We start from the raw sequence: 14,719 nt of genomic DNA on the forward strand, positions 1-14,719 counted from the left end.
ATCAAGTCCTGTAAATGAACTTGATAGAGCATTTTTGGCGTGAGTTCTTTTCTTCGTTGCATAGAATAAAAATACAATTTTATATGCTTTTTTGCAAGTTTTTTTTGATATATTTGATGTTGTGCAACAAGCACAGCGGTTACACGAGATTTGGGTTTTAGTCATTAACTGAAAGTCGGTTTTGTGTTTGAAAGCTCAGTCATTAATCGACAGTTAAGGTGTGCTTTTTCCCAAACCTCGTGTAGCTGCGAAACGTTAGCGGTAATGCCCTTGAAGCAATAATTAAATTTAAATGATTGCCAGAGGGTCACAACATATTGCAAAGGATTTTGAAGCGCCACAATAACAATTCATAAATTTGATATTTTTTACGATTATAAGTCTTTGATTTGAATTGCGAAAATTATACTAACTTTGCACAAAAATAAGAATATTATATTATCATGAAATCACTAGAAAAAAAAGGTTTATTTACAGGAATTATTGAGCAAGACGACAAAGGAAACTTCTTTTGCGGAGAATACTTATTAGATTATAAAACGGTAACTTCCAACTTTAAAATTGGGGACAAAATTACCTTAAAAACAGCTATTGAAAACCCAAGTGATATTTCGTATGATGCGTATCCTAAAAAATCAAAGAATTTTGCTATGTTTAATTTGAAGCCGGATCATAATTAGTCCAGAGTTTCAAAGTCAAAAATTTTCATACTTTGAAACTCTGAAACTAAAAGTTACAATTTCCCAATATAACTTCCATAAATATCTTTAAATTGGTAGCCATTCTCAAAACGGTCTTTACTCAATTTGTCATATTCAACAAGAGCCCAAAGGATAAATTCCTTCATAAAATAGCTATCGTCTTTAGGTAGATCGGATTGGTATTTTTGAATTAAATTCTCAAGAGGTTTTATATCATCCAAAACCGCTTTGTATTCTTCATCTGAACAATCATCCAATAATTTAAAACCACTTTCGGTAAAAAACCACTCAACTAATTCAGAATATTCTGTTATAGCATCTGCACGTTCTAACTTCTCAATTTTAGGAAAATAGGCTGGAAAAAAAGTATGAATGGCATCGCCAATTAAATGTTGTGCTACGATGGCTGCTCCCTCCTGCTCTCCTTCGTAAACCAATTCAACTTTTCCTGTGATAGAAGGAATAATTCCCATAAAATCTGACAATCGCAACACGGTTTTATCAACGCCAGATTTTAAAGCACGACGCTCAGCGGTGCTTAATAAATTTTCGTAAGCCGTAATGCTTAATCGAGCAGAAACACCACTTTTGTTGTCAATGTATTCGCTTTCACGAGCCTCAAAACTAATTTGTTCTAATAAATCTTTGGCTAGATTAGGTACATAAACCAAATCTGATTGGGCTTTGTCTAGTTTTGATTCTTGGTGTGTTATCGTTCTTGCAATTTCAATTGTATCTGGATAATGCGTTAAAATTTGAGATCCAATTCTGTCTTTTAACGGAGTTACAATACTTCCACGATTGGTATAATCTTCTGGATTTGCTGTAAACACAAATTGCATATCAAGTGGCATTCTCAATTTGAAACCACGAATTTGAATATCGCCTTCTTGCAAAATATTGAATAATGATACTTGAATTCTTGCTTGTAAATCAGGTAATTCATTAATCACAAATATGCAACGATTGGCACGTGGAATCATTCCGAAGTGAATTACACGTTCGTCCGCATAAGATAATTTTAGGTTCGATGCTTTTATAGGATCAACATCACCAATCAAATCGGCAACCGTAACATCTGGCGTGGCTAGTTTTTCAAAAAAACGTTCGCTTCTGTGCATCCAAGAAATTGGTGTGGCATCGGCTTTTTCGGCAATTAAATCTTTGGCAAAACGAGAAATCGGATTCAGTGGATCATCATTTATTTCTGAACCTGCTACAACTGGGATATATTCATCTAACAATTCAATCATTTTGCGCGCCAACCTTGTTTTGGCTTGACCACGAAGTCCTAACAAATTGATATTGTGACGCGAAAGAATCGCGCGTTCCAATTCAGGAATAACGGTATTTTCAAACCCGTGAACACCTTCAAAAACTGGTTGTCCCGATTTTATTTTTTCACGCAAATTATTTCGTAATTCATCTTTAATGGGTTGGCTTTTATATCCTGATGCTTTTAATTCGCCTAATGTTTTTATGTTATTCATTTTTTTTAATCTATTATCTATTTGTCAATTATCTATTTTATCTTTTTCTTTCTATTGGTTTCATAATCTTCAAAAATCATTTCACCTAAACCTTTCAATCCAGTATAAAATGCTTTTCCTTGATTGGCTTCGGTAAACCGATTGACAAATTTCTGCAAATAAGGATCGTTGGCAATCATAAAAGTGGTAATCGGAATATGCAATTTTCGAGCCTGTTGCGCTTGGTTGTAGCATTTATCCACAATATATTCGTCGAGACCATTGCTATTCATATAATAATCACCATTTTTCTCACGAACGCAACTTGGTTTCCCATCGGTAATCATAAAAATTTGCTTGTTGGTATTGCGTTTTCTGCGAAGTAAGTCCATCGCCAATTGTAAACCAGCAACAGTATTCGTGTGATACGGACCCACTTTTAAATAAGGCAGATCTCGAATGGGAATGGTCCAAGCATCGTTACCAAAAACCAAAATATCTAGAGTGTCTTTCGGATAACGAGTGGTAATTAATTCTGCCAATGCCATCGCTACTTTTTTGGCAGGCGTAATGCGGTCTTCTCCATAAAGAATCATACTATGAGAAATATCAATCATTAAAACGGTACTCATTTGTGCTTTGAACTGGGTTTCTTCGACCACTAAATCTTGTTCGGTAAGCATAAAATCATCAACTCCATTATTAATTTGGGCATTTTTAAGACTTTCGGTTAATGAAATTCTTTCCAAACCATCACCAAACTGAAATTCACGAAGTTCACCAGTATGCTCGTCTCCATTTCCAGCGTGTTTGGTTTTGTGATTTCCAGTGGCTGATTTTTTGATATTACCAAAAATTTGATCTAAAGCACTCTGCCGAATGGCTCTTTCGGTTTTGGCTGTAATTCCAATACCGCCAGAAGTGCCATCTTCTTTAAATTCTTCTCGGATATATCCTTTTTTCTTTAAATCTTCAATAAAATCATCAATGGTGTATTCTGGAGTGGTCAATTTATATTCTACATCCAGCTCGCGCAACCAGCTAATCGCTTCATCAAAATCGCCTGAGGTATGTGTGATTAACTCTTTAAAAATGCCAAAAAGTTTCTCAAAAGGCGATTGAAATGGTGCTTCATATTGCTTAAAATAAAATCCTTTTTTGTGTTCGTTATTCATAAAAATAAAAGTACTATTATTTCATCTTTAAAAATAAAAACGATTATTAATTTTTAGTTAAAAGAATTACTCGTCTTTAGACTCGTTGTGCTTTTTTATAATAGCTTTAAGTTGAGAAGCTCTTTCAATTTTGGCTTGTTTCACTTTGTCTTGCGCTTTGTGTAGCTTGTCGTTGTGTTTTTTGATGTTTTTTTCTGTATTTCTACTCATTAGATGTATTCTTTTTTAATTTCTTCCAATGTTTTATTGGTTGAGATTAGTTGATTGATAATTTTAAATCGTAAATCGTCTATATCACTATCAAAATATTTTGCCCAATTGGTCAATTCAAATAAATTTCTAATTTGTTTAATTCTTTTTGTAGTTTCTATTGATGTTCTCACAATAGTTTCAGTATTAAAATTAGGATTATTTTTGTGTTGGTACGTTACCGTTTTATCCTCAAAATTTGCTTCTATATAATACAACATATCAAAATTATTATCGGGATAAAAACTGTCCCATTTTGCAAAGCCTAATTTATATTTGCTACTAGTTTCTGGTTTCATTGCAATTAATCTCCATTTGCTATTGGCTAGTCGTCCCCAATGATTTGACAATCGATACATTCCCATTTCTGTATAATAATATTGACTTCCCGATTCGCTTTTATAACTTAATGTTAGGTTTTCTATTTCTTTTACGTCAAGTTCATTAAAAACACAAAACGTGTTTTTAAATGATTTGGCACTAGGCTTAAATTGATTTATTTTCAAATTCATTAGTAATATGATACAAATTTAGTTTAAAATAACATTTTTATACTTTTAATTAGTTACAAATTTATGATATAATTATAATCTAATGACTTTGAATAACTGATAAAAAAAACTAAGTTTGCAAAAAATAATTAATTTTAAAAAATGAAAAAAATAATTTTAATTGCTCTTACTGGATTGTTTATTTCTTGTAATAGCACATCTTACGAAGTAACAGGAGAAATAAAAGGAATTGCAGATGGAACAAAAGTTTTTCTTGAAAAACAAGATCCAAAAACAGGTGTCGTTGCTATTGATACAGTAAAAGTACTTAAAGGTAAATTTACTTTTGAAGGAGAAAGCAAAGAACCTGAAATTCACTTGATTCAAGTAGAAAACACTCAAGGTAAAATCCCTTTTGTACTTGAAAACGGTAACATTACTGTTGTAATTAATAAAGATAGTATCACTAAAGCTAAATTATCTGGAACTTACAACAACGATGAGTTGAATGTTTACAATACTGGAATGATGAAAATTCAAAAGAAAATGATGGCTTTTCAAAATGCTAATATGGCAGTAATGCAAGCAGCTAGTCAAAAGCAAGATACAGTAACTATGAATAAGCTTAGAAAAGAATATTCTAAGTTTCAAGAAGAATTTTCAGAAGGAAATTACAAGTATATTGAGAAAAGTCCAAAATCATTTATTTCTGTTTTATTAATTCAAGCTATGTTTGGAGAAATGGAACCTAAATTTGATAAAATCAAAAAGTATTATGATGCTTTAGATTCTAGTGTAAAAGAAACTAAGCCAGGAAAAGAGATTAAAACAAATCTTGACAAAATAAATACAGTAGCTGTTGGACAAAAAGCTCCAGAATTTTCAGCTAAAAATCCAGAAGGAAAAATGGTTTCGCTTAAAGAGTCTTTAGGCAAAGTAACTATTATTGACTTTTGGGCATCTTGGTGTGCTCCATGTAGAAAAGAAAACCCAAATGTAGTTGCTTTATACAACGAGTTTCACGCTAAAGGTTTAAACATTATTGGTGTTTCACTTGACAGAGCTGGTGAAGAAGCAAAATGGAAAGAGGCCATTGCTAAAGACCAATTAACTTGGACACAAGTTTCCAACTTAAAATTTTGGGAAGAGCCTATTGCTATACAATATAGTGTAAAAAGTATTCCTGCATTATTTGTTCTTGATGCTTCAGGAAAAATTGTAGCAAAAGACCTTCGTGGTGCAGAATTAAAAGCTAAAATAGCGGAGTTATTAGCTAAATAGTTGCTTTAAAAGTACTTTAAAAAAATCTCCTATAAATAGGGAGATTTTTTTATTTAGTTAAAGAACAAAGACTTACAAAAAATAGCTAAATATTCTTTATTTTTTGTTTGAAAACAGAAAAAACAATTTTATATTTGCAACCGCTTTCGGGGAGATACTCAAGCGGCCAACGAGGGCAGACTGTAAATCTGCTGTGTAAACTTCGCAGGTTCGAATCCTGCTCTCCCCACAAAAAAAACCATTCTATAAAAAGAATGGTTTTTTTTTGAATATACTATTTTGGTTTTAGTCTAAAGAAAAACTAACAGTAACATTTGCCACAATAGCAATTTCTCCTACGGCTAGGGTTTCTCTTGGGGCACTTTCTGCCATATCCATCGATTTCATTTGTGCATACATAGGTTGTGGATAAAATGTTTGAGAATTATCTGAAATCAGAATCGCTTTTCCCACTTTTTGACCTAAAACCGAAACATAATCCTCGGCTTTAAGTTTGGCTTCTTTCATAGCTAGTTTTCTTGCTTCAGACTGTAACGCAACCATTTTACTAGATTTAAATTCTACAGAATTAATTTGATTGACTCCTGCATTGACCATTCCTTCCATAAGTGCATCATATTTAGACAGATCTTTAAGATTTATTTCAATAGATTGCGTTGCAATAAAACTATGTTTTTTAGTTTCATAATCGTATTGTGTATTCAAGGATACACGATGGGTTTTGAAATCGGTAGTTGGAATCTTAGATTTTTTGATAAAATTTAAAACAGCTTCGATTTTTTCATCGTTTAACTTTTTTACTTCAGTAGAATTTTTACCTTTAGTTTCTACAGAAACAGTAATACACGATAAATCAGGTGCTGTAAAAACTTTTCCCTCACCTGATACATTAATCATAGGTGTAACTACTTTACTTTCTTGAGCTTCTGACATCATTGTGATTAAACTGATTAAAATTAATACTAGATTTTTCATATTTTTAGATTTAATATTTAAATACATATTACAAATGATATGCCAATTATAATTTTCCAGTTTTAGCTAATCCAAACAACAATACAATAGGAATGGCAAGCAAAACGACCATAAGGGTATTTTCGGTTAACATTTCAGGTTCTTTAATTAATGTGATTAAATAACCTCCTATTGCGCCACCAAAATGAGCGGTATGACCAATGTTGTCACTCTTGGATTTCATTCCATAAATGGAATACAACAAATAACCTATACCGAAAACATAAGCAGGAATTGGGATTGGAATAAAATAAAGATACAAACTCATATCAGGATCTAATAATATTGCCGCATATAAAATACCTGTTACTGCTCCAGATGCTCCAATGGCTCGATAATTATAATCGTCTTTATGAAAAATTAATGTGAGCAAACTACCGCAAACTAAACTCCCAAAATAGATTAATAAAAATGATACGTCTCCTAAATATGAAAGTACAACTGGAGCAAATGCAAAAAGTGTAAACATATTAAAAAACAAATGTCCAATATCAGCATGCAAAAAACCTGAAGTAAGCATTCGCAATTGTTCACCTGCACGAATACTGCCAATATGAAATTCGTATTTTCTAAAAAAAGAAGTGTCGTTAAACCCCGTAAAACTAAAAATTACATTGGCAGCAATAATGGAAATCAGAAAAGTATTCATAAATAATAATTAAAAAAGTAAATATACTAAAATCAACTTGATTAAAAATGGCAAAATAAAGTATATTTGTTCAAAATTTAGTAAATGCAGTTTCTAATATATCTTATCATCTATCCTATTCTCTGGATAATTTCTATACTTCCATTCCGAGTATTGTATGTTTTTTCAGATTTTGTTTATTTTATGACATACCATATTATCAGGTATCGTAAAAAAACGGTTCGTGAAAATCTAAAATTAGCATTACCAAATCTTTCCGAAAAAGAACATCTTGTTATAGAAAAAAAATTCTATAGTCATATGTGTGATATGTTTTTAGAAATGATTAAAACAATGAGCATTTCTGAAGAAGAAATGGACAAACGATTTGAATTTACCAATCTAGGATTATTCAAAGAATTAGAATCGCAACAGAAAAGCATTTCCATAATGTGTGGTCACTACGCCAGTTATGAATGGGTTCTTTCCTTAAACAAGTACATTAATTTTGAAGGATTTGCCATATACAAAAGATTGGCAAATCCCTATTTTGACAAATTAGTTCGGGACATTAGATCCAAATTTAAAGCTACATTAATTACCACCAAAGAAACCATTCCTACTATTGAATCTAATTACAAAATTGGGAAATTAGGCGCCTTTGGTTTTGCTAGCGATCAATCACCAAAAGTTTTCCCAAGTACCTATTGGAGTAAATTTATGGGAATTGAAACGCCAATTCATACAGGTGCAGAAAGTTTAGCAAAGAAATTTGATATGAATATAATATTCCTGCGAACCAAAAAGATAAAAAGAGGGTATTATCAAGCTAGTTTTGAATTACTAGCTGAAGACCCAAAAAATGTTCCAGATTTTGAAATTACAGAAACGTTTTTAAGACTTTTAGAAAAACAAATTTACGAGCAACCAGAATATTATTTGTGGACACACAAACGGTGGAAACACAAAAAATAAGCATCACATTTTTTCAATCCAAAATATATAATGGCACGATTTAAAGAAAATGATTTACCAAAATCAAAAATAAATACCAGTACACTCCGAAAATCAATTTTAATATTCAAATATGCTGGGCATCACAAATGGAAATTTTATGTAGGATTGCTATTTCTTTTACTTACAGGTGGAACTGCGCTTGCTTTTCCTAAATTAATGGGAATGCTCATAGATTGTGTCAAAAACAATAATGCAACTGATGCAAATACTATAGCATTGGGTTTGGGAGCAATTCTATTTTTGCAATCTATATTCTCGTTTTTTAGAATATCCTTGTTTGTAAATTATACCGAAAACACTTTGGCTAATTTACGATTGTCGTTGTATACGAATTTAATCAAATTACCAATGGATTTTTTTGCACAAAAAAGCGTTGGAGAACTCAACAGTAGAATAAGTACTGATATTACACAAATTCAAGACACTCTAACAACGACCATTGCTGAATTTCTACGTCAATTTATCCTGATAATAGGGAGTTTCATATTGCTAGCAATGATCAATATAAAACTAACTTTAATGATGCTTGCCGTTGTACCACTAGTTGGAGTTGCAGCAGTAGTTTTTGGTAAATTTATCAGAAAATATGCCAAAAAAGTTCAAGATCAAGTGGCTGAAAGTCAAAGCGTTGTAGTGGAGTCTATTCAAGGAATAAGCAATGTAAAAGCTTTTGCTAACGAATGGTACGAAATTGCTCGATATAAAAACAAAATCCAAGAAGTGGCAAAAGTGGCTATCAAAGGCGGAAATTTTCGAGGTTATTTTGCCTCCTTCATTATTTTTTGTTTGTTTGGCACCATCGTTTTAGTAGTTTGGTATGGAGTAACATTGAGTATTGCTGGTGAAATGACCGTTGGAGACTTAATTTCCTTTGTTTTATACTCGACTTATGTAGGTGCTTCATCAGGCGGAATTGCCGAATTATATACTCAAATTCAAAAAGCTGTGGGTGCCACAGAACGTGTTTTTGAATTGCTTCGGGAAACACCAGAAAAAATAAGCGACCATCAAAATACTACTATTGAAAAAGTACAAGGTATTGTCGAATTCAATAATGTAGCATTTACTTACCCATCTCGAAAGGAAATTCAAGTTTTAAAAAATGTGAATTTTAAAGCTAATTTTGGTCAAAAAATAGCTATTGTGGGACCAAGTGGTGCAGGAAAATCGACAATATCCTCTTTACTACTTCGTTTTTATGATATTGAAAGTGGCACCATTCTTATTGACAATAAAAACATTTACGACTATGATTTAGAAAAACTTCGGGGCAATATGAGTATTGTGCCACAAGATGTCATTCTGTTTGGTGGAAGTATCAGAGAAAACATCGCTTACGGAAAACCTGATGCGACATTTGAGGAAATTTTTAACGCTGCTAAGCAAGCTAATGCTTTTAACTTTATTGATGGTTTTCCAGAAAAATTTGAAACAATGGTTGGAGAGCGAGGCATCAAATTATCAGGTGGTCAACGACAACGAATTGCTATTGCTAGAGCATTACTCAAAAACCCAAGTATTTTGATTCTTGACGAGGCAACCTCATCCTTAGATAGCGAAAGCGAAAAACTAGTTCAAGAAGCTTTAGAAACACTTATGGAAGGCAGAACGAGTATTATTATAGCCCACAGATTATCGACTATTAGAAATGCAGATCAAATATTGGTTCTTGACAAGGGCATAATTGCAGAACAAGGAACCCATCAAGAATTACTTGAAGTTGACAACGGAATTTATAAAAATTTAAGTAATTTACAGTTTGTAGATTTTTAGAAACTACTATTTGAGTGAGAAGTACAATGATAAAATAAAGTTCTTTTTAGAATACATTCTTAAAAATACAATTTATGAAACTACCTAAAAACAAATAACTCCAGATTTCTCTGGAGTTATTTGTTTTAAATATAAAATAATCTTATCTATTTTATATATTCTATTTTTTGAGCTTCTTCAGCATTAATACTATCAAAAAAACCTTGTGCATTCATCCATTCGTCACTAAAAACTTTACTCATATAACGAGAACCGTGATCTGGAAAAATAGCAATTACATTACTGTTTTCATCAAACTCTCCTTCTTCCGCATATTGTTTTATGGCTTGCATTACAGCTCCAGAGGTATATCCTACGAAAAGACCTTCCGTTTTAGCAATACTTCTAGTCATGTGTGCGCTTTCCTCATCGGTTACTTTCACATACTTGTCAATCAAATCAAAATCAGTTGCTGATGGAATTAAGTTCTTACCTAAACCTTCTATTCTGTATGGATAAATTTCATTATTGTCAAATTCTTTGGTTTCATGGTATTTTTTTAATACCGAACCATAAGCATCCACCGCTAAAATTCTAATATTTGGATTTTTCTCTTTTAAAAATTTTGCAGTACCTGATAATGTTCCACCCGTTCCAGTACAAGCCACTAAATGTGTAATTTTTCCTGAAGTTTGCTCCCATATTTCAGGACCTGTGGTTTTGTAATGCGCTTCGATATTCAAATAATTGAAATATTGATTGATATATACTGAACCTTTGGTTTCTTCGTGCAAGCGTTTGGCTACGTTATAATAGGAACGTTCATCATCCGCAGAAACGTGGGCTGGACAAACATATACTTTGGCACCCATTGTGCGTAACATATCAATTTTATCAGCTGATGATTTAGAACTAACGGCGAGTATGCAATCGTATCCTTTAATAATACTAACCATTGCTAAACTAAATCCTGTATTTCCAGATGTAGTTTCAATAATGGTATCGCCAGGCTTTAAAATCCCACGCTTTTCTGCTTCTTCAATAATGTATAATGCAATTCTGTCTTTGGTAGAATGTCCTGGATTGAACGCTTCTACTTTTGCATAAAAATTACCGACTAAATCTTCGGTAATTTTATTGATTTTAATAAGTGGTGTATTACCTATTAACTCTAAAACATTATTGTAAGCTTTTATATCTTCTTTCATATAATTTTTTAATCGAGGCGTTGTATTTAATCTATGCAATCAAAAACCTTGCAAATCTATAAAAAATTTTTTAATTATTTTTTGATTCCTTCTAAATCTAGTAAAAAAGAAAATTCCTTAGCTACTTCTTTTAGTGCTTCAAATCGCCCTGAAGCCCCGCCGTGTCCAGCGTCCATATTAGTATGAAGGTATAATAAATTAGTGTCTTTTTTTAACGTTCTTAGTTTGGCAACCCATTTTGCAGGCTCCCAATATTGCACTTGTGAATCGTGAAGCCCAGTGGTTACTAGCATATTTGGATATTTTTGAGCTACAACATTATCATAAGGCGAATACGATTTCATATAATCATACGATTCTTTTTCATTAGGATTCCCCCATTCGTCGTATTCTCCTGTGGTTAACGGAATAGAATCGTCAAGCATTGTTGTAATCACATCTACAAAAGGCACTTGTGCAATTACACCATGGTATAATTCTGGTGCCATATTTATAATAGCACCCATTAGCAATCCGCCAGCAGAACCACCTTCAGCATACAAATGTTTGGCTGATGTATATTTCTCTGCTATTAAAAACTTGGAACAATCTACAAAATCGGTAAATGTATTTTTCTTTTTTAATAATTTTCCATTTTCATACCAAGGTCTTCCTAAATCTTCGCCTCCACGAATGTGAGCAATTGCGAAGATAAATCCACGATCCAACAAACTCAATCGAGTGGATGAAAACGTACAATCCATAGAATAACCATAGGAACCATAAGCATATTGCAATAATGGGTTTTCCCCATCAAGCTTTACTCCTATTTTATATACTAGTGAAATTGGTACTTTTGTTCCGTCTTGAGCCGTTGCCCAAATTCTTTTTTCTTGATAATTTTTTTTATCAAATTTCCCACCTAGAACCTGTTGTTCTTTTTTGACTTCTTTGGTTTTGGTTTTCATATTAAAATCAATTACCGAAGAAGGCGTTGTAAGAGACTGATAACCATAACGAAGAACATCAGTGTCAAAATCAACATTAGTAGATGTAAAGGCAGAGTAGGTTTCGCTCTCGAATGGCAAATAATATTCGTCCGTTCCAGACCAAGGCATAATACGAAGTTTTGTCAAACCGTTTTCACGTTCTTCTATTACCAAAAAATCTTTAAAAATCTCGATATCTTCTAACAAAACGGCTTCGCGATGTGCAATTACATCTTTCCAGTTTTCTTTTAATGTCGCTGTTTCAGAAGTTTTCATTAATTTGAAATTGGTTGCTTTGTCTATATTAGTCATCACATAAAAGCTATCGCCAAAATGTGAAATACTATACTCCAAACCACGAACACGAGGCTGAAAAATTTTAAAATCTTCGTCAGGAGTATCCGCATTTAGTATTTGATATTCTGTAGTTAAAGTACTTCCTGAACCAATAACCAAATATTTTTTTGATTTTTCTTTATAAACCGATGTGTTGAAAGTATCGTCTTTTTCGTGATAAACCAAAACATCTTTGGAAGCATCCGAGCCTAGTTTGTGTTTGTATATTTTATCAGAACGCAATGTTTTAGCATCTTGGTGTGTGTAAAAAATAGTTTTATTATCGTTGGCCCAAGTGGAACCACCACTTGTATTTTCAATTTTATCAGAAAGAATTTCTCCAGTTTCTAAATTTTTAATTTGAATAGTATAAATTCTTCTACTTACTAGATCTACAGCGAAAGTGACATATTTATTATCTGGACTTACACTCAAACCAGTCAATTGAAAATAAGAATGTCCTTTTGCCATTTCATTGCAATTAAACATTATTTCTTCTTTTGCTTCCAAGGTCCCTTTTTTTCGAGAATAAATAGGGTAATCCTGTCCTTTTTCAAAACGTGTGATGTAGTAATATCCATTATACAAATAAGGAACTGACTGATCGTCTTCTTTAATTCTGGATTTCATTTCTTCAAACAATGACTTTTGAAAATCTTTAGTTTCAGACGTCATTTCATTATAATATGTATTCTCTTTGTTTAGATAATCAATAACTTCAGGATTTTCACGATCATTCAACCAGTAGTAATTATCAGTTCGAATGTCTTTATGTTTTTCTAATGTATGCGGTTTTATAGTTGCCACAGGAGGCATAATTTTGTTAACCATTTTTTGAGCTTGAATTTTGTTGTTAGGAAGTGCAAAAATAACACAAACAATAAGTATTTTAAAAAAATATTTCATTTTAATTGATAATGATTTATAAATGGCAATTTAGTAATTTTGCAACTTAAATAAAATATAAATTATGGATTTAATGGCAATGATGGGTAAAATGAAAGAAACCCAACAAAAAATAGAAGATACAAAAAAACGTTTAGAAACTGTTTTAATTGATGAACAAAGCGCTGATGGATTATTTAAAGTTACCATAACGGCAAACAATACTTTTAAAAATATTACTGTTGATAATGCCTTACTAGAAGATAAAGAACAACTCGAAGATTATATTGTTACAATTATAAACAAAGCAATCGAAAAAGCTACTAGAGTGAACCAAACCGAATTAGATGCTGTCGCAAAAGTAGATATGCCTATGATTCCTGGTATGGAAGATATGTTTAAGTAAAAAATTACGAATTACGAATTATTGTTTTTATAATTCGTAATTTAAATTTGTAATTTCAAAAGTGCCTCCAAAACATAATCGTGCATTACTTCACGATAATCCAAATGAGTTACAATACGAAGTTTTCCGTGTCCCATATTACTGATAGAAATTCCTTTTTCGCTTAGTTTGTCAGTGATACTTTTTTCGTTTAAATACGGTTGTACCGAAAATATCAAAATATTAGTTTCCACAGGTTCTACAGAAGCAATCCAAGGTAAATTTTGTAAAACTTGACCTAGTTCTTTAGCGCGACGATGGTCGTCACCCAAACGAACCATATGATTGTCTAATGCATAAATTCCTGCGGCAGCAAGATAACCTGCTTGTCGCATTCCACCACCAAAAATCTTACGGATGCGTAAAGCTCTGTGAATCGTTTTTGCATCAGAAACTAAAACGGAACCTATTGGCGCTCCTAATCCTTTGGACAAACAAACCGAAATGGTATCAAACAATTCTCCAAATTGTGTTGGAGATTGCTTTTTTGCAACCAAAGCATTCCATAATCTAGCGCCATCAAGATGGTATTTTAAATTATTCTGGAGACACACTTGCTTTATTTCCTTCAAAGGTTCGATATCATAACAAGCACCACCGCCCTTGTTAGTTGTATTCTCGATACTAACCAAGCTGGTAAGTGGTGCGTGGTAAAATTCGGGGTCATTAATCGCATTTTTAACCAAATCGGCAGTTATCATACCACGAGTTCCATCGACCAAATTGCAAGAAACACCACTGTTGAATGATGCTCCACCACCTTCATAATGATAGATGTGTGAATATTTATCGCAAATTATTTGTTCTCCCGGATTGGTATGCAACTTGATTGCGGTTTGATTTGCCATAGTTCCCGATGGAAAAAACAAGGCGGATTCCATACCAAACATTAAAGCTATTTTCTGCTCCAAGGCATTAACCGTTGGGTCTTGTTTGTATACATCATCGCCTACTTTGGCATCAAACATTGCACTCAACATTTCTTGTGTTGGCTTAGTTACGGTGTCACTTATTAAATTGATTTGCATATATCGTATATAATTCTTACTTTTGATTTCTAATTTTACATTATTATTATTATTTCTAGCCCTGATAGAAGT

General features: G+C 32.5%; 14 protein-coding genes and 1 tRNA gene. 6 read left to right on the forward strand and 9 right to left on the reverse strand.

What is annotated here, in order from left to right:
- Window positions 1-443 precede the first annotated feature (443 nt).
- A complete protein-coding gene (locus RMO70_RS12230) occupies window positions 444-680 on the forward strand; it encodes a hypothetical protein (RefSeq protein ID WP_310556721.1) in 237 nt (78 codons plus the stop codon).
- 53 nt (window positions 681-733) lie between these two features.
- On the opposite strand, the gene RMO70_RS12235 is transcribed toward RMO70_RS12230, so the two are convergent.
- The 4 genes from RMO70_RS12235 to RMO70_RS12250 form a co-directional block, all read right to left on the reverse strand.
- Window positions 734-2,191, reverse strand: coding sequence for an AAA family ATPase (locus RMO70_RS12235; RefSeq protein WP_310556722.1), 1,458 nt, complete (start codon window positions 2,189-2,191; stop codon window positions 734-736).
- Window positions 2,192-2,223: 32 nt separating this feature from the next.
- Complete coding sequence (locus RMO70_RS12240; protein ID WP_310556723.1) at window positions 2,224-3,345, reverse strand: VWA domain-containing protein; 1,122 nt, start codon at window positions 3,343-3,345, stop codon at window positions 2,224-2,226.
- A 66-nt stretch (window positions 3,346-3,411) separates the two neighbouring features.
- A complete protein-coding gene (locus RMO70_RS12245; protein WP_310556724.1) occupies window positions 3,412-3,555 on the reverse strand; it encodes a hypothetical protein in 144 nt (47 codons plus the stop codon).
- Window positions 3,555-4,106, reverse strand: coding sequence for a hypothetical protein (locus RMO70_RS12250; protein WP_310556725.1), 552 nt, complete (start codon window positions 4,104-4,106; stop codon window positions 3,555-3,557). Before RMO70_RS12250 ends, RMO70_RS12245 begins: the two co-directional genes overlap by 1 nt.
- Window positions 4,107-4,247: 141 nt before the next feature.
- Between RMO70_RS12250 and RMO70_RS12255 the strand changes: the two genes are divergently transcribed.
- The gene (locus RMO70_RS12255; protein WP_310556726.1) at window positions 4,248-5,366 is read left to right on the forward strand and encodes a TlpA disulfide reductase family protein; all 1,119 of its coding nucleotides are present in this window, start codon (window positions 4,248-4,250) and stop codon (window positions 5,364-5,366) included.
- 148 nt (window positions 5,367-5,514) lie between these two features.
- Window positions 5,515-5,595: transfer RNA gene (locus RMO70_RS12260), tRNA-Tyr, on the forward strand.
- Between the two features lie 56 nt (window positions 5,596-5,651).
- Here the strand turns inward: RMO70_RS12260 and RMO70_RS12265 are convergent.
- Together RMO70_RS12265 and RMO70_RS12270 are read right to left on the reverse strand one after the other, a co-directional pair.
- Window positions 5,652-6,341 carry an SIMPL domain-containing protein gene (locus RMO70_RS12265; RefSeq protein WP_310556727.1) on the reverse strand — a complete coding sequence of 230 codons (690 nt, stop codon included), beginning with the start codon at window positions 6,339-6,341 and terminating at the stop codon, window positions 5,652-5,654.
- Between the two features lie 46 nt (window positions 6,342-6,387).
- The gene (locus tag RMO70_RS12270) at window positions 6,388-7,029 is read right to left on the reverse strand and encodes a rhomboid family intramembrane serine protease (protein WP_310556728.1); all 642 of its coding nucleotides are present in this window, start codon (window positions 7,027-7,029) and stop codon (window positions 6,388-6,390) included.
- An 84-nt stretch (window positions 7,030-7,113) separates the two neighbouring features.
- On the opposite strand from RMO70_RS12270, the gene RMO70_RS12275 reads away from it, so the two are divergent.
- Both RMO70_RS12275 and RMO70_RS12280 read left to right on the forward strand, forming a co-directional pair.
- Window positions 7,114-7,983, forward strand: a complete 870-nt coding sequence (locus RMO70_RS12275; RefSeq protein WP_310556729.1) for a lysophospholipid acyltransferase family protein — start codon at window positions 7,114-7,116, stop codon at window positions 7,981-7,983.
- 30 nt (window positions 7,984-8,013) lie between these two features.
- Window positions 8,014-9,798: an ABC transporter transmembrane domain-containing protein gene (locus RMO70_RS12280; RefSeq protein ID WP_310556730.1), complete on the forward strand. Its 1,785-nt coding sequence runs from the start codon at window positions 8,014-8,016 to the stop codon at window positions 9,796-9,798.
- A 146-nt stretch (window positions 9,799-9,944) separates the two neighbouring features.
- Here RMO70_RS12280 and RMO70_RS12285 read toward each other — a convergent pair whose 3' ends face one another.
- Together RMO70_RS12285 and RMO70_RS12290 are read right to left on the reverse strand one after the other, a co-directional pair.
- The gene (locus tag RMO70_RS12285) at window positions 9,945-10,985 is read right to left on the reverse strand and encodes a pyridoxal-phosphate dependent enzyme (protein ID WP_310556731.1); all 1,041 of its coding nucleotides are present in this window, start codon (window positions 10,983-10,985) and stop codon (window positions 9,945-9,947) included.
- Window positions 10,986-11,059: 74 nt separating this feature from the next.
- Entirely contained in the window at window positions 11,060-13,195 is a 2,136-nt protein-coding gene (locus tag RMO70_RS12290) for a S9 family peptidase (RefSeq protein ID WP_409025085.1), read from the reverse strand.
- Window positions 13,196-13,259: 64 nt separating this feature from the next.
- On the opposite strand from RMO70_RS12290, the gene RMO70_RS12295 reads away from it, so the two are divergent.
- On the forward strand, window positions 13,260-13,580 hold the full coding sequence (locus RMO70_RS12295; protein ID WP_310556732.1) for a YbaB/EbfC family nucleoid-associated protein: 321 nt from the start codon (window positions 13,260-13,262) through the stop codon (window positions 13,578-13,580).
- A 41-nt stretch (window positions 13,581-13,621) separates the two neighbouring features.
- Here RMO70_RS12295 and RMO70_RS12300 read toward each other — a convergent pair whose 3' ends face one another.
- Complete coding sequence (locus tag RMO70_RS12300) at window positions 13,622-14,647, reverse strand: GntG family PLP-dependent aldolase (protein WP_310556733.1); 1,026 nt, start codon at window positions 14,645-14,647, stop codon at window positions 13,622-13,624.
- Window positions 14,648-14,719: the final 72 nt, after the last annotated feature.

The organism is Flavobacterium sp. (assembly GCF_031422135.1).
Lineage (GTDB): Bacteria > Bacteroidota > Bacteroidia > Flavobacteriales > Flavobacteriaceae > Flavobacterium.

What these genes read in the sequence shown, in the direction of transcription:
- RMO70_RS12250 (WP_310556725.1), bottom strand. Translation starts at nt 4,106, where the DNA reads ATGAATTTGAAAATAAATCAATTTAAGCCTAGTGCCAAATCATTTAAA.
- RMO70_RS12255 (WP_310556726.1), top strand. Translation starts at nt 4,248, where the DNA reads ATGAAAAAAATAATTTTAATTGCTCTTACTGGATTGTTTATTTCTTGT.
- RMO70_RS12300 (WP_310556733.1), bottom strand. Translation starts at nt 14,647, where the DNA reads ATGCAAATCAATTTAATAAGTGACACCGTAACTAAGCCAACACAAGAA.
- RMO70_RS12290 (WP_409025085.1), bottom strand. Translation starts at nt 13,195, where the DNA reads ATGAAATATTTTTTTAAAATACTTATTGTTTGTGTTATTTTTGCACTT.
- RMO70_RS12280 (WP_310556730.1), top strand. Translation starts at nt 8,014, where the DNA reads ATGGCACGATTTAAAGAAAATGATTTACCAAAATCAAAAATAAATACC.
- RMO70_RS12285 (WP_310556731.1), bottom strand. Translation starts at nt 10,985, where the DNA reads ATGAAAGAAGATATAAAAGCTTACAATAATGTTTTAGAGTTAATAGGT.
- RMO70_RS12235 (WP_310556722.1), bottom strand. Translation starts at nt 2,191, where the DNA reads ATGAATAACATAAAAACATTAGGCGAATTAAAAGCATCAGGATATAAA.
- RMO70_RS12270 (WP_310556728.1), bottom strand. Translation starts at nt 7,029, where the DNA reads ATGAATACTTTTCTGATTTCCATTATTGCTGCCAATGTAATTTTTAGT.
- RMO70_RS12295 (WP_310556732.1), top strand. Translation starts at nt 13,260, where the DNA reads ATGGATTTAATGGCAATGATGGGTAAAATGAAAGAAACCCAACAAAAA.
- RMO70_RS12230 (WP_310556721.1), top strand. Translation starts at nt 444, where the DNA reads ATGAAATCACTAGAAAAAAAAGGTTTATTTACAGGAATTATTGAGCAA.
- RMO70_RS12265 (WP_310556727.1), bottom strand. Translation starts at nt 6,341, where the DNA reads ATGAAAAATCTAGTATTAATTTTAATCAGTTTAATCACAATGATGTCA.
- RMO70_RS12240 (WP_310556723.1), bottom strand. Translation starts at nt 3,345, where the DNA reads ATGAATAACGAACACAAAAAAGGATTTTATTTTAAGCAATATGAAGCA.
- RMO70_RS12245 (WP_310556724.1), bottom strand. Translation starts at nt 3,555, where the DNA reads ATGAGTAGAAATACAGAAAAAAACATCAAAAAACACAACGACAAGCTA.
- RMO70_RS12275 (WP_310556729.1), top strand. Translation starts at nt 7,114, where the DNA reads ATGCAGTTTCTAATATATCTTATCATCTATCCTATTCTCTGGATAATT.